This window comes from Lonsdalea britannica (genome assembly GCF_003515985.1).
Classification (GTDB): Bacteria; Pseudomonadota; Gammaproteobacteria; order Enterobacterales; family Enterobacteriaceae; genus Lonsdalea; species Lonsdalea britannica.
On the sequence record NZ_CP023009.1, the window covers coordinates 2855290 to 2869485 of the forward strand.

The 14196-nt window shown below is 51.1% G+C and carries 25 protein-coding genes and 1 tRNA gene; all 26 read left to right on the plus strand.

Annotation, left to right across the window (positions count from 1 at the left end):
• The first annotated feature begins 64 nt into the window (after positions 1-64).
• Entirely contained in the window at positions 65-343 is a 279-nt protein-coding gene (locus CKQ53_RS13065) for a CII family transcriptional regulator (protein ID WP_094118444.1), read from the plus strand.
• Between the two features lie 32 nt (positions 344-375).
• Entirely contained in the window at positions 376-1083 is a 708-nt protein-coding gene (locus CKQ53_RS13070; RefSeq protein ID WP_094118445.1) for a GIY-YIG nuclease family protein, read from the plus strand.
• A gap of 12 nt (positions 1084-1095) precedes the next feature.
• On the plus strand, positions 1096-1824 hold the full coding sequence (locus CKQ53_RS18785; protein WP_244200951.1) for a helix-turn-helix domain-containing protein: 729 nt from the start codon (positions 1096-1098) through the stop codon (positions 1822-1824).
• Positions 1821-2537: a replication protein P gene (locus tag CKQ53_RS13080; protein WP_094118446.1), complete on the plus strand. Its 717-nt coding sequence runs from the start codon at positions 1821-1823 to the stop codon at positions 2535-2537. Before CKQ53_RS18785 ends, CKQ53_RS13080 begins: the two co-directional genes overlap by 4 nt.
• Complete coding sequence (locus CKQ53_RS18455) at positions 2527-2670, plus strand: hypothetical protein (protein ID WP_162896361.1); 144 nt, start codon at positions 2527-2529, stop codon at positions 2668-2670. Before CKQ53_RS13080 ends, CKQ53_RS18455 begins: the two co-directional genes overlap by 11 nt.
• Positions 2657-2911 (plus strand): hypothetical protein, encoded by a 255-nt coding sequence (locus tag CKQ53_RS13085; protein ID WP_208640011.1) that lies wholly within the window; start codon positions 2657-2659, stop codon positions 2909-2911. Before CKQ53_RS18455 ends, CKQ53_RS13085 begins: the two co-directional genes overlap by 14 nt.
• Positions 2908-3126 carry a hypothetical protein gene (locus CKQ53_RS13090; RefSeq protein WP_094118448.1) on the plus strand — a complete coding sequence of 73 codons (219 nt, stop codon included), beginning with the start codon at positions 2908-2910 and terminating at the stop codon, positions 3124-3126. Before CKQ53_RS13085 ends, CKQ53_RS13090 begins: the two co-directional genes overlap by 4 nt.
• Before the next feature lie 3 nt (positions 3127-3129).
• Entirely contained in the window at positions 3130-3303 is a 174-nt protein-coding gene (locus tag CKQ53_RS19040) for a DUF551 domain-containing protein (RefSeq protein ID WP_094118449.1), read from the plus strand.
• 76 nt (positions 3304-3379) lie between these two features.
• On the plus strand, positions 3380-3679 hold the full coding sequence (locus CKQ53_RS13100; protein WP_094118450.1) for a hypothetical protein: 300 nt from the start codon (positions 3380-3382) through the stop codon (positions 3677-3679).
• 178 nt (positions 3680-3857) lie between these two features.
• Positions 3858-4130 carry a phiTE_015 family protein gene (locus tag CKQ53_RS13110; protein WP_094118452.1) on the plus strand — a complete coding sequence of 91 codons (273 nt, stop codon included), beginning with the start codon at positions 3858-3860 and terminating at the stop codon, positions 4128-4130.
• Positions 4131-4133: 3 nt separating this feature from the next.
• Positions 4134-4331, plus strand: coding sequence for a hypothetical protein (locus tag CKQ53_RS13115; RefSeq protein WP_094118453.1), 198 nt, complete (start codon positions 4134-4136; stop codon positions 4329-4331).
• The gene (locus CKQ53_RS13120) at positions 4328-4777 is read left to right on the plus strand and encodes a recombination protein NinB (RefSeq protein WP_094118454.1); all 450 of its coding nucleotides are present in this window, start codon (positions 4328-4330) and stop codon (positions 4775-4777) included. Before CKQ53_RS13115 ends, CKQ53_RS13120 begins: the two co-directional genes overlap by 4 nt.
• A gap of 575 nt (positions 4778-5352) precedes the next feature.
• Positions 5353-5952 carry a recombination protein NinG gene (locus CKQ53_RS13130; RefSeq protein ID WP_094118456.1) on the plus strand — a complete coding sequence of 200 codons (600 nt, stop codon included), beginning with the start codon at positions 5353-5355 and terminating at the stop codon, positions 5950-5952.
• Positions 5949-6365, plus strand: coding sequence for an HNH endonuclease (locus CKQ53_RS13135; protein ID WP_094118457.1), 417 nt, complete (start codon positions 5949-5951; stop codon positions 6363-6365). Before CKQ53_RS13130 ends, CKQ53_RS13135 begins: the two co-directional genes overlap by 4 nt.
• The gene (locus CKQ53_RS18460) at positions 6362-6502 is read left to right on the plus strand and encodes a hypothetical protein (protein ID WP_162896362.1); all 141 of its coding nucleotides are present in this window, start codon (positions 6362-6364) and stop codon (positions 6500-6502) included. The genes CKQ53_RS13135 and CKQ53_RS18460 overlap by 4 nt, the downstream gene beginning before the upstream one ends.
• Before the next feature lie 106 nt (positions 6503-6608).
• Positions 6609-7418, plus strand: coding sequence for an antitermination protein (locus CKQ53_RS13140; protein WP_094118458.1), 810 nt, complete (start codon positions 6609-6611; stop codon positions 7416-7418).
• A 159-nt stretch (positions 7419-7577) separates the two neighbouring features.
• Positions 7578-7655: transfer RNA gene (locus CKQ53_RS13145), tRNA-Ile, on the plus strand.
• Positions 7656-7803: 148 nt separating this feature from the next.
• Positions 7804-8139: a phage holin, lambda family gene (locus CKQ53_RS13150; RefSeq protein ID WP_094118459.1), complete on the plus strand. Its 336-nt coding sequence runs from the start codon at positions 7804-7806 to the stop codon at positions 8137-8139.
• Positions 8126-8563, plus strand: a complete 438-nt coding sequence (locus tag CKQ53_RS13155) for a lysozyme (protein WP_094118460.1) — start codon at positions 8126-8128, stop codon at positions 8561-8563. The genes CKQ53_RS13150 and CKQ53_RS13155 overlap by 14 nt, the downstream gene beginning before the upstream one ends.
• The gene (locus CKQ53_RS13160) at positions 8560-9042 is read left to right on the plus strand and encodes a lysis protein (protein WP_208640012.1); all 483 of its coding nucleotides are present in this window, start codon (positions 8560-8562) and stop codon (positions 9040-9042) included. The genes CKQ53_RS13155 and CKQ53_RS13160 overlap by 4 nt, the downstream gene beginning before the upstream one ends.
• Positions 9039-9188, plus strand: coding sequence for a DUF1378 family protein (locus tag CKQ53_RS13165; RefSeq protein ID WP_094118462.1), 150 nt, complete (start codon positions 9039-9041; stop codon positions 9186-9188). Before CKQ53_RS13160 ends, CKQ53_RS13165 begins: the two co-directional genes overlap by 4 nt.
• 58 nt (positions 9189-9246) lie before the next feature.
• Positions 9247-9399, plus strand: a complete 153-nt coding sequence (locus CKQ53_RS18465) for a hypothetical protein (RefSeq protein ID WP_162896363.1) — start codon at positions 9247-9249, stop codon at positions 9397-9399.
• A 189-nt stretch (positions 9400-9588) separates the two neighbouring features.
• On the plus strand, positions 9589-10293 hold the full coding sequence (locus CKQ53_RS13170) for a phage antirepressor KilAC domain-containing protein (RefSeq protein ID WP_094118463.1): 705 nt from the start codon (positions 9589-9591) through the stop codon (positions 10291-10293).
• Positions 10294-10647: 354 nt separating this feature from the next.
• The gene (locus CKQ53_RS13175) at positions 10648-11253 is read left to right on the plus strand and encodes a hypothetical protein (RefSeq protein WP_094118464.1); all 606 of its coding nucleotides are present in this window, start codon (positions 10648-10650) and stop codon (positions 11251-11253) included.
• Positions 11253-12725, plus strand: a complete 1473-nt coding sequence (locus tag CKQ53_RS13180) for a terminase large subunit (protein WP_094118465.1) — start codon at positions 11253-11255, stop codon at positions 12723-12725. Before CKQ53_RS13175 ends, CKQ53_RS13180 begins: the two co-directional genes overlap by 1 nt.
• Positions 12726-12735: 10 nt before the next feature.
• Positions 12736-14172, plus strand: coding sequence for a DUF1073 domain-containing protein (locus CKQ53_RS13185; RefSeq protein ID WP_094118466.1), 1437 nt, complete (start codon positions 12736-12738; stop codon positions 14170-14172).
• The last annotated feature ends 24 nt before the right edge of the window (positions 14173-14196 follow it).

The following is a 14196-nucleotide window of genomic DNA, read 5'->3' on the forward strand; positions in this document are numbered from 1 at the left end:
AAGCGACAGCATCGGCTGATCGCTCAATTAACAATGCAATATTTAACTAGGGAAATTATCAAGTATGGAAAGTGCAACTCAAAGCAAAAACGCGAGACGTATCGAATCCGCGCTGCTTAACAAATTAGCTCTCATGGGCCAGAAAGCTTTTGCTGCTGCAATGGGGGTTCCTGAGTACCAAGTAAGCCGCTGGAAGAACGGTTTCTTCAGCCAAGTGAGCCTGATGTTGTCCGTGCTGAATTACGGCATTGATGACGATGAGATGGCGGAATTAGCCAAGCGGCTGGTGGGGTATCTCGAAAATGAAAAAACGCCGAGCTGCGGTAACAGCTTCGACGCTTAACGGAATTACTGGATCAATTCACAGGAGAGATTATGCACCTAGAACCCATTGAAAGGCAACCTGACGTATTACAAGAGATGCCAATGCCGGCCAATTTTCGCATGGCGGGATGGGTGTATGTGCTTAGCAACGAATTCATGCCGGGTATCTACAAAGTAGGAATGACGACAACTAGCCCTGAAACAAGGGCTAAGGAGCTTTCATCTGCAACGGGTGTTCCTTTTCCGTTCGTAATCGAAGCTGCTTTCCACTGTGAGGACCCTGCATCTTCTGAGCGAGCCATACACGAAGCTCTTAAGGATTGCAGGGTCAGCCAATCTAGGGAGTTTTTCCAATATGACCTTGAAGGCCTAATTGATGAATGTAGGCAGCACTGTGATGCCAAGGTTGGAGATGAAGTTCAGATTTTAGCAATGGACTACGACGTCATCTCTTTTGAAAGCCTGAAAGGCCTTGATTTGAATGATCTCTTTGAAGATATCGGAATCAATATTTTTGGTGACAAGTTGGCTGTAGCCGAACGTCTAATCAGGTTCGGTGCTGAATTCATAATCAACAGCTTGAACACCAAAAACATCTCTGCTGTTTTTTTCGAGAATAAAGCTTATGCCGTCGAAAATGCCGAAGCTGCATTTGTCAGACGGCATGAAGAAGAACTTAGGGAATGGGAAGAACAGCAAATCGCAGCAGGAATATACGGCCCTCAGCAACCCCCGATTGACGAGCCATTACCTTTCTAATCCGGACTAATTATGAGCATGAATTTGATGGCCAAAGCCATGAACATCAGAGTTGGCAACCCATTGAGGAAGCTTGTGCTGATCAAGTTGGCTGATAACGCCAATGATAAGGGTGAATGCTGGCCCTCTTACCAGCATATTGCTGATCAGTGCGAAATAGGACGATCAACGGTAAAAAGCCACATAAGAGCACTTGAAACATTAGGGCTCTTGCGAAGGGAGTTCCGCAGGAATGGAGAATTAAACCAATCAAATCTTTTTTATCTCACGCTAGACAATTCTTGCATAAAACGAGTTTCCGAGGGTGGGGCAGGAGCTGCCCTAGGGCATGAGTTGCCCGAGGGTGGGGCAGGAGCTGCCCTAGGGGGTGGGGCAGGAGCTGCCCCCAGAACCAGTCACTCTTTTGAACCAGTCATAGAACCTAAACAAACACCAGTCGCATCCGCTCCTTCTGATAAGTCAGTTCAATCTTCAAAATATTCTTTTGAAGGTAAAGTCGTGAAGTTAAATCACGATGACTTTCACAAATGGGCGACTCTCTACTCCAGCATTGATTTGGTGTATGAACTGCAAAAACTAGACATTGAGTTCAGCCGTGAAAAACCTAAAAACTGGTTCGTTACGGCAAGTCAGAAATTGAGCTACCAAAATAAACAAGCGATTAATCGCGGCATAAGACCCGGATCTGTAAAACAATCTCCACACTGGAACAGCCCTGAATCGTGGGAGGAATTCCTATGAGTAAACGCCTGATGTCGGTTATCCAGAATCGCGATGGCAAGTCCCTCGCAGCGATGTACAGCGGTCATCCAGCCAACGTCCAGAACATCGTCAATCCAGAGGCTGAGAAGCTGGTTGACGCGTTATTTCGCCAGTTGAGGCAAGTATTCCCCGCGGCTGGGAATACCAATCTACGAACCGAGGCTGATGAAAGCGCGGCTAAAAAGCAGTGGATAGCCGCATTCGCTGAGAACGGAATCCGAAGCAGAGAACAGCTTTCGGCAGGAATGCAGTACGCCCGAGCCAATTCATCACCGTTCTGGCCGTCTCCTGGGCAGTTCATCGAGTGGTGCCGCCAGGGTGAGGTTAGCAAGTACGGATTACCGGGTTCTGACGAGCTCTACCTGATGGTCATGAAATACAGCGCAGAACGGGGATATTACGAAAGCCCGGAAAGATATCCGTGGCCCAGTAACGCCTGCTGGCTGATGGTCACCAAGCTCTACTCGCAAATGCGGTCGTTCAACCTCACGGAATCAGAGCTGAGAAAACGATGTGAACGCGAGTTGAAAGATATGGCTCGCCGCGCGGCAAGAGGTGAAACGTTCCCGGCGCCAGTGGCTCAGATACCGAAGCTGCATATCCCGGTGAGCGGCGAGAAGGGGTTAGACAAGATCGCAGAGATTCGACGCAAGCTGAAAATTGGTAAAGCAGGAGCACAACATGACAGTTGATTTTAATCAGGCAGAGATTTCAGTCCTTCTCGAAGCAATCGAAGGGGCGCTTAGCGAAGGTTGGGCAGACGATGAGCTGGAGTCAGCATTCGAAAAGCTGAAAGAAGCTGAGGAGCAGGATGATGAGCGATAAAACCATTTACGTAACCAAGTACGCCCTGACGAAAGGTCCGTTCGAGGTAGAGGCTGAAGTTCGCGATGATGGTAAAAGTGCATATTGGCGTGATAATTATCATACGAATTCCGCATACGGCAAGGAGTTCTACGCCACCAAAGAGTCAGCCATTGCCGACTGCGAACGTAGACGCAAAGAAAGGCTGGCGTCACTCAAGAAGCAGATCGCCAAGCTGGAGAAGATGGAGTTTAAGTTATGAGCAAAATGAATTTTGAGCAGCGGGAAATCCGGCGTGCAATGACTGGGCGTAAGTACGTTTCTGACATAAATCACCCTGCAGAAATAGCTGTAACAGTTTTTGACGTAAGGAAAGCCGGCCGCGGTCTTTCCGTATTGTTCCATATCGGGCAAACGTCTGACTATCTTGGCCTACGCGAATTCCTGCGCCGCTACCCGCACATGATTGAGGATTGAGTTATGAGTGATTGGATTAAGTGCAGCGAGCGGATGCCTGCTGTGAGTGGTTATTACCATGTTATTTGGAATGGAAAACATATAAGCATGGCACCGTTCTTGTTTGGGTCGTTTCAGTGTATCGACCCAGAAAAAATAACCCACTGGATGCCACTCCCTGAGCCTCCAAAGGAATAAACCATGATCACAACCTACAGTACTGAACTAATCACGGGCCTGATAGCGATATCGGGCCTTATTTTTTGGAGCTGAAATGGAAAAACTATCAACAGCCCGACAAATCATCGAGCACACCGACTTTGCTGAATTCCCGGAGACGGTGACCCACGCGAGACTATGCGCCGCGTTTGCTCGACTGGATGGTCGGTCGATACCCAAGGCGTTGCGTGCTTTTGCTCAGGCGCGGGTAGAGCGCGTGAAAAATGCCGACCTTAAGCGATCGCTCAGGGAAATGAGCAAGAGCATGTTTCCAGAAGGTGACATCAGCCGGATCAAAGGCTGCATCAGCCGAATGGAAAGCTTCGTCGCCCGCGAATTGGGGGTGAGGAAATGACCTATTTTTTTATGGTTATGGTTTTGTCCAGCCAGTCTATGAATATGCAGATTGCACCAATGGAAAGCATGGAGCAGTGCCAAGCAGCAATCAAGGCGACTGAAGTTGCAAGTGATCAGCGATCGTGGAGTGAAACATCACCTCGGGTCAACAACATAAAATGCGTGGAGGTTGAACGATGAGCACAGAGCAGATGCGGGAAGAGTTTGAGCGTTGGGCAGAATTGGTTGGTGCGTTGCCATGGGGCCATATGAAAAAACAGCGAACGCCGAGCGGTGGCTATTCGGTTCAAGTGTACGGCTACATGTGGACAGCATGGAAGGCGAGTAGGTCTGAATTATTCGTTGAATTTCCGTCGCAAGAAAAATACGACGATCCGCTATCAGCACACGACGCAATTAACGACTGCAAAGACATTCTCAGCGCAGCCGGAATAACAGTGAAGGAGTGAGCTATGAATGAGCAAAATTCGCGAGTAAAAATCGCGCTTGATGCCTTGGGAAGAATGATGTGGCACCACGACGAGTGGGTAGAGATTGCCAGAAGGTATCGGTTTGTCCCTGGTGTAAAAGAAGCCAATCGGCAAGCCCTCCGTTGCAAAGCGCTGGGTTTGGTTTTTCACGACAGGATACTTAACAGAAGGCCGCTATGACTAAACAGGTTTACTTCCTCGTAGACCAGCCAAGAAAGCAGAACGCCATCCAGTATATCCAGCAGTTACCCACCGATCCGAAGAAACCCCTCACCATAACAATCCAAGAGAAGACCAGAAGCCTTGAGCAAAATGCTCGGCTCTGGGCAACCCTGCGCGACATCAGTGAGCAGGTGGTTTGGTATGGGCGAAAGATGGACTCGGAGAGCTGGAAGAATGTCTTTACTGCCGTACTGAAAAAGCAGGAGACGGTGCCGGGGTTAAATGGCGGTTTTGTAGTGCTGGGTCAGTCTACGCGCAAGATGAGCGTTCGTGAAATGAGTGACCTCATTGAGCTAATGAACGCATTTGGTGCCGAGCATGGCGTTCGGTGGAGCGAAGAATCCCGGCAGGCCATCGAATGGTCAATCCGCTGGGGAGAGCAGAACAAAGAGGTGAAAAAATGATACGAGACGAGGTGATCAAGACCCTGTCAGATAATGGAGAAATGACGGGGGCGCAGATTTGGAGCTACTGCAAACACTACGGGCATAGTTATCCGGGTGTGTATGGATGCATCAAACAAATGACGCAGGAAGGCGTGATTATTCGGTCTGGTGAGCAAGGTGGGTACACATACCGCATGGCGCCGCGAGTCGACACTGGCAGTCGCCGATTCGATACCCGCTCACACAATCCGCTGGTCCTCCTGTTCGACCGCCGCATCCGCGAGGTAAGGGGGATCCATGAAGTCTGCATGGCAGCGCATTGAGAACAACGCAATATTCGCCGTACCCCGCCGCAGAAATAAGCTGAAACGAACCCCAGCCGCCAATCAGGTAAAGACATTTGACTATGTCCACGGGCTGCTTACGCGCAAATTTGACCGATTACGGAGCCGGAAGTATGGAAGACCAACAAAACAATGAGGCCAAGTGCCAATGCTGCCGGCAGCCGATCCCCAGCACCTGCACCCATGTTTGCCCGAAATGTGCTGACGTGCTGATCGAGGGTGAGGTGGCGGAACGGATAAGGAGCGAGGATGGCGACTGAAAAGAAACGACCCCGACGGCGATGCAAGGTCTGCCGCGAGTGGTTCCACCCTCGATTCCCTAACGAGCAGTGGTGTAGCCCGGAACACGGCGCAAAATATGGATTAATGCTCAGGGAGAAAGAAAAGCTCAAGGCAGAGCAGCGAAGGCGAAAGGAAGCACAGCAGGAACGCAGAACAACAAAGATTCGAAAACTCGAAGTTCAACCCCTCAGTTATTTTCACAAGAAAGCCCAGCAAGCATTCAACCAGTTCATCCGGGAACGAGACATTGACCAGCCGTGTATCAGCTGCGGTCGATTCCATGACGGCCAATGGCACGCAGGACACTATCGCACCGTCGGCGCATCACCTGAGACCCGGTATGACGAAACCAACTGCCATCGGCAATGCGCCCCCTGCAATAACCACCTATCCGGAAATATCGAAAACTACACGCCGAACCTAATCGCCAAAATTGGCCAGGCTGCTTTCGATCGCCTGATGGGCCCGCATAAGCCGAAAAAATGGACGCGGGAAGAATTGCAGGAGTTGGCGGCGGAATACCGGAGAAAGACGAGAGAGCTCATTAAGCAACGGGAGGAGTCATGAAGCTCACCAAAAAACAGCGAAGCTTGTTGCGCATGAAATTCGGCGGGAATTGTGCGTACTGCGGATGTGAACTGCCTGAGAAGGGGTGGCACGCAGATCACGTCAAGCCTGTCTACCGTAAGCTGGAATTCGGCGAAAGACAGCCTAACGGTCAGAGAAAAATTGTAGCGACGGGCGATCATTGGGTGCCGGAGAATGACACCTTTGAAAACCTTGTTCCGGCATGCGCTCCCTGCAATCTGTTCAAATCGGTATTCGACATCGAGGAATTCAGGAACCAGATATCACTACAGGCCGGTAGGGCGCTTAAGACATCGGTAAATTTCAGAACGGCGGAGCGTTTCGGGTTAGTTCAGGTTATCGAAAAGCCGGTGGTGTTTTGGTTTGAAACGTACAGCCAGGAGGAGTTATGACCGCCTATGAAGAGCACACACTGAAGGAGCTGCGTCAAAAGGAGATTGATCAGGCCAAAGCGTTAAGCCTAACTCAGGAGCGCATCAGGGAGATCGTCAACCGGCACAATCTGAACAAACAGCGGGGTGATTCATGAAAGCGTGGATAGCGAATCTTCTCCGGCACTTCCGGCCCATTAATCCGGTAGTCCATCCGCCTCACGTTCAATCGTGGGACTGCAGCCCGAGGAAAAGGAGAAAGCAGTGAGACTCGAAAGCATCCCGAAGTACTTCTCTCCCAAATCTCCGAAACTCTCCGATCAGTCCCCAGCAACAGCAACAGAATCTCTATCAATCAGTGAAGTGATGGCCGCAATTGGTATGACACACCAAGCGGCCGGTGTTGGGCTGGATTTGTACTTGGCAAAGGTTGGCATATCTTCGCCGGATAAAGCAGTAGAAGGCTTGTTCGAAATCGCTAAGCGCCTGGCAGGGCGCCATAAAGCAATCTCACAACTTGAGGAGGATATTAAACTAAAGCTGCTGCAAGTCATCGCAACATTCGCGTATCAGGACTACTCGCGTAGCGCGGCCAGCGTTAAGCGATGCCCTGATTGCGATGGTGGCTTTGTCGACCTGGAAGTGTTCACCATGAAATCAGCAATGGGTAGGCACCCTGGCCCCGTCACGAAGATAATGCGGGTGGATTCACCCAAGGATATCTACAAGCATGCAAGTGTGCGCGAAGTGGTGCGTACGCAGTGCCAGACCTGTCTCGGGAAGGGGGTGATAAGCAACTCATGCCGGTGTCATGGAAAGGGCGTTGTGGTGGACAAGGAAAAGACAGAAGCCAACGGCGGCGCTCCGGTATTCAAAGAATGCCCTCGGTGTGCAGGGAAGGGGTACGCCAGATTGCCAGCAGAGAACGTCAGGCGGGCGATTTGCTCGGTGGCTATGGATTTGCCCGAGACAACATGGCGACGCACTTACAAGTCGTTCTATGAGCTGCTAGTAACGGAGTGCCACAAACAGGAGGCTGCGGCAGATATTGTTATCTCTAAAGTCACTAAGTAGAGAATTATTTTCTATGTGAAATTGATTTTGTAGAAGATAGTTATTTACAGGCTGGCGATAATTGGTTAGGATGCCACCAATGATGGGCGCTTTGTGAGTGTTCATTAGATAACTAGCCAAATTCGAAGCCTCGGCCACCCGCCGGGGCTTTTTGCGTTTGGGCTGTAAGCTCATTTGGTATGAGCAAGCCCCTCATAAGGGCGAGGCAGGCAGGTTCGAATCCTCCACGGCCCACCAACTTCAAGGCTGCGCGAATGCGTGGCCTTTTTTATTTAGCGACCAGGCAATCACTATCATGACTCCCCCTGTCAACTCTGGCCTGAGTCGCTAATCCCTAATCAACAACACACAGCGCCAACCAAGCAATTAGTCGGGAGGCGGAGCTATGCGTATGCAAAACAACGACTACGGCTTTTGGGCGGATATTGCCAACGGCCTGAAGAATTCATGGCCTCAGCTTTTTGGGGCCATCCTCGCCGTCCTCATCCGCTACGGGATGCTGATTTACAACGGAACGGAGAAGAAAAACGAATGGATTGAAGGGTTGGTGTGCGGGCTGTTGACGCTAGCTATCACAAACTCTCTCGATATGTTCGGCCTTCCCATCACTGTGTCGCCAGCGATTGGCGGTGCTGTCGGTTTTATCGGTGTTAAGAAGCTGAGCCAGATGGCGATCAATGCGTTCAATAAGCGATTTGGTGGTGGCGATGAAGATAAGTGATTCTGGTGTTTCATTCCTGAAAAAGGAAGAGGGCGAGCGCCTTGTCGGTTATTCCGATGTCCGAGGCATACCAACTATCGGGGTCGGTCATACGGGCACCGTTGATGGCAATCCTGTGACGGTTGGAATGAAGATCACGCAGAATCAGTCAACCAAGCTGCTGCTTGATGATCTGGCGTGGGTATCCACTGCTATAGATAAAAACGTCCGTGCTGAGCTTAACCAGAATCAGTACGACGCGCTCACCAGCTTAATATTCAACATTGGCGCAACTGCTTTTCGTTACTCAACAGCCCTGAAAAGGCTAAACGCAGGTGATTACACCGGCGCAGCAGATGCTTTCCTTATGTGGAAGCGAGCGGGTATCGACCCAGATCGATTGCTTGGCCGGAGACAGAGAGAGCGCGCTCTGTTCTTGTCATGAGTCGGGTTATTGCTGGTGGCGTCGCCTTGATGTTCATTTTCCTTAGCCTTCTATCCATGCTTTCCCTTCACTTGTACGAAGAATATCAGGGAGAGAAATCGCGGGCTGAACGCGCTGAGCAATTAGCGGACGCAAAACAAAAAGCGATCGACACATTGCAGGAAAGGCAACGTGAAGTTGCATCCATTGACCAAAAGTACACGCAGGAGCTTGCAGATGCGAAACAGACTATTGCTGACCTGCAGCGCGATGTTGATTCCGGTGCTAAGCGGCTGCGCGTCAACGCAACCTGTCGTCGTGTGTCCAGCGCCACCCCCACCGCCGGCGTGGCTGATGAGCCCCGCGCCGAACTTACTCGAACCTCTGAGCGGAATTATTTCACCCTCAGAGAACGAATCGCTACAGCAGAAAAGCAAATAGCTGGGCTGCAGGGGTACATAAAAACCATCACCTCATCCTCAAATGGAGAAATCCGATGACTTTAATCGAAGCTGGCATGCTGTACTTCAGCACTGCGGTTGGCGTGCTTTACCTGGTGTCTGGCGGCTACAAGTCAATTAAGGCTTACGTCGAGAAGAAAATCGACGCAGCTGCCGCTGCTAAGGCGTCCACCAAAGCAGAGTAGGCATTGCAGCGGATATTCACCGAGTGTCCGCGATAATGCCCACTACAGGTAACGGATTATGATTCACGAAGAACAGACCATCACCATTGCAATTCTGGCGGAACAGCTGAGGGAGTTACTGGCGCTGCAGGGTCATGACATAAGCCCGGCGGCGAGCCGAGACCTCATTGAGCACGCAGTCACACAGGGCGTCATGCTGGCGATCGCCTAAACACCAAACCAAATATCGAGCCTCGGCATAGTCCGGGGCTTTTTTGTATCCGCATTTCACCGCGCATTCTCCGCGCAATCACCAAGGGCCTTTCGGGGTAGAGCTTGAGATAGGGCAGTGGTTATCGCTGACCGCTCTTGGGCTGCCTACATCTGGAGAACAGGCTCTACCACCAAAAGGTATCAGCGAATGGCATATCCAACAGTAAACAGCGAAGTCTCCATGACTAGCTTGGACTTTCTGAAAAGCATCATTAATCCAGCCCGCGCCGAGTACGGGGAGTCAGAAGTTGAAAATCGGCACTTCCTTTCTCGCGTTGAGGACGAAATTGATGATTTGGGGGTCGCGGAAACTTTTTACGTGACCACCGAACAGGGCGCCAGTCGCGCCGTAAAAGGCTACATGCTCAACATGGAGCAGATGACCTTAATCGGAATGCGGGAGTCAAAAGCCGTACGCCGTACTGTGCTGGCTAAATTGAAAGTGATGCATGGGCCTCAAATCCCGCAGTCTCTTCCCGAAGCGCTTCGCCTTGCCGCTGACCTTGCAGAACAGAAAGCGCAACTGGAGACCAAGCTAGCTATAGCGGCGCCAAAAGCTGAGTTCGTAGATAGCTACGTCGAGGCATCCGGCAGCATGGGTTTTCGTGAGGCGGCAAAGCTCCTTAAGGTTAAAGAGAATGATTTCCGAGCATTCCTGCAAGACAACGAGATCATGTATCGCCTGGCCGGAAAGCTAACCCCTTACGCACAGCACATTACTGCAGGACGGTTCGTGGTAAAGACCGGTGAGGCTGGCAATGGTCATGCATTCACTCAGGTGAAGTTCACGCCGAAGGGAATTCAATGGATTGCCGGACTTCTTGCTGTAGCGAATATGGATAATGCGGCGTAGCCAGCAAAAAATGCGCCACCGTAAAATTAATGAATTAGAGAGCCACTTTCACGACGGCTCTTAGCGATTCCCCAGGGGCCGTTCAGTCCCCGTCCTATGTGTTAGCGATGACACGCAAATTCCCCGTAGAGCGCACATAGCGAATCAAAAACTGGAATACGCCGAGTTTTACCAGCGATTTCGACTCACATGGCGGTCGGCCCGAACCGTGGCGGAAGAATCGGGCTTATTTTATGAAATTCTGCAAAGAGCATTCTATGAGTGCTTTTTACAGAACAAACATACTGAATCCTCGGGTGGCGGTATTGCCTTTCCCCGGGGATATATCAAACAAACCAGCAGGAAATATTATTTATGGCAATAAAACCCGACTGGGAGGCTATCGAATCGGCTTACCGGGCTGGTTTGTTGTCTATCCGCGAAATTGCATCACAGCACGGCATTACCCATGGCGCCATCAATAAGCGAGCAAAGCGAGATGGGTGGGAAAGAGACCTCAAGGCGAAGATTAAAGCAAAGGCTGATGCGCTGGTATCCAAACGAGAGGTATCCAGCAAGGTATCCACTGAAACGGCTACCAGCGAACGGATACTGATTGAGGCTAATGCTGAAGTCATTGCCACAGTCCGTATGGAACATCGCGGAGACATTCGCCGGGCAAGAAATCTCGCTAACTCACTGTTTGATGAGCTGGGTGCTCAATGTGGCGATGTGTCGGCACTCGAAAAGCTCGGCGATATCATGTTCGACCCTGACGACAATGGGCGCGATCGCCTCAATGAGCTTTATCACAAGGTCATTAGTCTGCCGGGGAGAGTTAAGTCGATGAAAGACCTCTCGGACACCTTGAAGACGCTTATTGGCCTTGAGCGCCAGGCTTACGACATCGACGGGCCGGAAGGCGACAACTCCGTTAAGAAACTATCTGACCTGATGGACTCCTTGTCTCAGGGGGCCTGATGAAACCTGAGCACCTCAAGCTACTGGCTGATAAAGACTGGCGGCTCAATAATCTCTATTGGATCACCGACAAAGAAGGTAAGCCGACGCGCTTCAGGATGACGCCAGAGCAGCGTGAGTACTTCGAAGGTATCCACACCCGCAATATCATTCTCAAAGCGCGTCAGCTCGGTTTCACGACTGAAGTGTGCATTATCCAGCTCGACGCGGCGCTGTTTGAATCTGCAAAGTGCGCGTTGATCGCCCACACACTGAATGATGCAAAGCGGCTGTTCCGCGAGAAAGTGAAGTTCGCCTTCGACAATCTTCCTGAAGAAATCAAAGCGGCCAACCCGGCCAGTAATGACTCTGCCGGGGAGTTGGTATTTAAAAAGGGCGGATCGCTATACGTCAGTACGTCATTCCGTGGCGGTACGCTGCGTTACCTGCACGTTTCCGAGTTCGGGAAGATATGCGCCAAGTATCCGGACAAGGCCCGTGAGATTGTCACTGGTGCGTTTGAGGCGGTATCAACCGGATGCTTTGCCACTATCGAGAGCACGGCAGAAGGGCGGGCTGGTTACTTCTTCGATTACTGCCAGACTGCCGAAAAGGCATTATTGCAGGGGAAAACGCTTTCCCCGCTGGACTGGAAGTTTTTCTTCTTCTCCTGGTGGAAGAATCCGCAGTACGCAATTGACCCGGTAGAGGCGTTACCGCAGCGCCTGATTGATTACTTCGATGAGATGGAAGCCAAGCACGGCGTCACCCTCGATGAGCGCCAGAAAGCGTGGTATTGCGCCAAAGAAAAGACTCTCGGCGATGACATGAAGCGTGAGTATCCAACGATACCCGCTGAAGCATTCCAGCAGTCAGTCGAGGGCGCTTACTACGCCAAACAGTTCCGCTGGCTCTACACCAATAATCGTATCGGTGAGCTACCGGACAACTCACATCTTCCCGTCCATACGTTTTGGGATATCGGCGTAGGTGATTCAACGGCCATTTGGTTTGTTCGTGAGGTAGGTGAAGAGTTTCACGTCATCGACTACTACGAGAACTCAGGCGAAGGTTTACGACACTACATGAAAGTGCTGAAAGACAGGGGTTATGAGTACGGCGAACATTGGGCGCCGCACGATATAGACAACCGGGAGTTTGCAGGCGATGGAAAAAGTCGCAAGCAAATAGCCGCCGAGGGGTTTGAAATCGATGGGATGAAATACTCCATCAGATTTAAGGTGGCCCCAAAGCTTGGGGTAGACACAGGCATTGATTCGGTGCGTGAAATTCTCCCTAAATGTGCTTTCGACAGCCACAAGTGCGAGCTTGGTATCTCACACCTAGAAGGTTATCGAAAAGAGTGGGACGACAAGCGCGGTTGCTGGAAAGACAAACCCCTTCATGACTTCACCTCTCACGGATCTGATGCATTCCGGTATTTCGCTGTATCCAAGAATAACCACAAATCTACAGGCGCAATCTTCTTCTGAGGGCTAATCAGTGAGTAATTCAAACAACGAGGTTTCATTCCTCGTCAATGCCGTTGCTGATTTAGTCGGACGGCAAAGAATGCTTTATGCCGGGCAGTTCAACGGCAACACGAAGCGAACCAAGTTATGGGACGAATTCGGTTATCCAGACTCGGTAGACTTCGGCATGCTCTACCGCGCTTACCGGCGCAACTCGGCGGCATACGCCGGGGTTCATAAGACGCTGGACTCATGCTGGGTTGACAAGCCAGTTATTATCGACGGTCCGGAAACATCCGAATCGAAAGCCACCAACGAATGGGAATCCACGGTAACGCGCTTGCTCAAGAAGCACTGGTCAAAAATTAAAGACGCCGATCGTCGGAACCTAATTGGTCGTTACTCAGCGTTGCTTCTGCAAATCAAAGATGGCCGTGACTGGGATCAGCCAGTTGATACCGCGTTAGTTAAGCGCCTGGGCGACAGCGCTCTGGTGAAGATGATACCGGCGTGGGAGTCTCAGATTAAGCCCGGCAACATCGACATCGATACTCATTCGCCTACTTACGGGCAGCCAGTAAACTATCAGTTCAATGAGCAGCCGGTGGGTAATGACGGAACGTACGGACACGTTCGCCATGTCACTGTGCATCCCGACCGCGTAATCATCCTGGCTGAGGGTTCAGAGGACGATAACATCCTGTCAGGAATCCCGCTCAACGAGGCCGGTTATAACGACCTGCTGGATATCGAAAAAGCGAAGGGTGGTAGTGCGGAAGGGTTCCTGAAGAACGCCAGTCGTCAGCTAGGCGTGTCGTTTGACTCAAGCACGGATATGACCACGATTGCTCAGCAGGCGGTTGCAGCTGGATATAAAGATCTAGGTGAGGCGATGAACGATAAAATCGCCAAACTAAATCAAGGCTCAGATTCGGCACTGGTGACCCAATCAGGTACCACATCTGTGCTTTCTGTAGCTGCCGCTGACCCCACCCCTACGTGGACGGTTTCAGCCAACAGCTACGCCTCAACCATCAGATGCCCGTTCAACATTTTGTTCGGTAAGCAGACAGGCAACCTCGCATCCACTGAGGATAAAAAAGCATGGGCCGCTACTTGCAACGAACGGCGTGCAGGTTTTCTTTCATGGTTGATTGGCGCTGTGACTGAGCGATGGTGGGCGGTAGGGATAATTGACCCGCCCAAGAGCGGAGAAATGTCGGTAGTTTGGTCTGACCTGCTAGCTCCTGGTGATAGCGAGAAGCTCGATAACATGAGCAAGATGGCCGACATCGCCTTGAAAACCCAGCAGGCCTATGGCACCCCAGCCGTTGATGCTAACGAGGTCCGCATGGCCGGTGAATTAGACCCGATTCAAGAACAGGACATCCCGGAGACGCCACATGTTGACCCTCTCACTGGAGAACAAACAACCGACAATCCGGACGCCGATAGTACCCAGGAATAAAACAGACCCGACCCAATCCTCTCG

Excerpts from the sequence above, each read along its gene's own strand:
- CKQ53_RS13065 (WP_094118444.1), top strand. The coding sequence starts at position 65 with ATGGAAAGTGCAACTCAAAGCAAAAACGCGAGACGTATCGAATCCGCG.
- CKQ53_RS13070 (WP_094118445.1), top strand. The coding sequence starts at position 376 with ATGCACCTAGAACCCATTGAAAGGCAACCTGACGTATTACAAGAGATG.
- CKQ53_RS18785 (WP_244200951.1), top strand. The coding sequence starts at position 1,096 with ATGAGCATGAATTTGATGGCCAAAGCCATGAACATCAGAGTTGGCAAC.
- CKQ53_RS13080 (WP_094118446.1), top strand. The coding sequence starts at position 1,821 with ATGAGTAAACGCCTGATGTCGGTTATCCAGAATCGCGATGGCAAGTCC.
- CKQ53_RS18455 (WP_162896361.1), top strand. The coding sequence starts at position 2,527 with ATGACAGTTGATTTTAATCAGGCAGAGATTTCAGTCCTTCTCGAAGCA.
- CKQ53_RS13085 (WP_208640011.1), top strand. The coding sequence starts at position 2,657 with ATGATGAGCGATAAAACCATTTACGTAACCAAGTACGCCCTGACGAAA.
- CKQ53_RS13090 (WP_094118448.1), top strand. The coding sequence starts at position 2,908 with ATGAGCAAAATGAATTTTGAGCAGCGGGAAATCCGGCGTGCAATGACT.
- CKQ53_RS19040 (WP_094118449.1), top strand. The coding sequence starts at position 3,130 with ATGAGTGATTGGATTAAGTGCAGCGAGCGGATGCCTGCTGTGAGTGGT.
- CKQ53_RS13100 (WP_094118450.1), top strand. The coding sequence starts at position 3,380 with ATGGAAAAACTATCAACAGCCCGACAAATCATCGAGCACACCGACTTT.
- CKQ53_RS13110 (WP_094118452.1), top strand. The coding sequence starts at position 3,858 with ATGAGCACAGAGCAGATGCGGGAAGAGTTTGAGCGTTGGGCAGAATTG.
- CKQ53_RS13115 (WP_094118453.1), top strand. The coding sequence starts at position 4,134 with ATGAATGAGCAAAATTCGCGAGTAAAAATCGCGCTTGATGCCTTGGGA.
- CKQ53_RS13120 (WP_094118454.1), top strand. The coding sequence starts at position 4,328 with ATGACTAAACAGGTTTACTTCCTCGTAGACCAGCCAAGAAAGCAGAAC.
- CKQ53_RS13130 (WP_094118456.1), top strand. The coding sequence starts at position 5,353 with ATGGCGACTGAAAAGAAACGACCCCGACGGCGATGCAAGGTCTGCCGC.
- CKQ53_RS13135 (WP_094118457.1), top strand. The coding sequence starts at position 5,949 with ATGAAGCTCACCAAAAAACAGCGAAGCTTGTTGCGCATGAAATTCGGC.
- CKQ53_RS18460 (WP_162896362.1), top strand. The coding sequence starts at position 6,362 with ATGACCGCCTATGAAGAGCACACACTGAAGGAGCTGCGTCAAAAGGAG.
- CKQ53_RS13150 (WP_094118459.1), top strand. The coding sequence starts at position 7,804 with ATGCGTATGCAAAACAACGACTACGGCTTTTGGGCGGATATTGCCAAC.
- CKQ53_RS13155 (WP_094118460.1), top strand. The coding sequence starts at position 8,126 with ATGAAGATAAGTGATTCTGGTGTTTCATTCCTGAAAAAGGAAGAGGGC.
- CKQ53_RS13160 (WP_208640012.1), top strand. The coding sequence starts at position 8,560 with ATGAGTCGGGTTATTGCTGGTGGCGTCGCCTTGATGTTCATTTTCCTT.
- CKQ53_RS13165 (WP_094118462.1), top strand. The coding sequence starts at position 9,039 with ATGACTTTAATCGAAGCTGGCATGCTGTACTTCAGCACTGCGGTTGGC.
- CKQ53_RS18465 (WP_162896363.1), top strand. The coding sequence starts at position 9,247 with ATGATTCACGAAGAACAGACCATCACCATTGCAATTCTGGCGGAACAG.
- CKQ53_RS13170 (WP_094118463.1), top strand. The coding sequence starts at position 9,589 with ATGGCATATCCAACAGTAAACAGCGAAGTCTCCATGACTAGCTTGGAC.
- CKQ53_RS13175 (WP_094118464.1), top strand. The coding sequence starts at position 10,648 with ATGGCAATAAAACCCGACTGGGAGGCTATCGAATCGGCTTACCGGGCT.
- CKQ53_RS13180 (WP_094118465.1), top strand. The coding sequence starts at position 11,253 with ATGAAACCTGAGCACCTCAAGCTACTGGCTGATAAAGACTGGCGGCTC.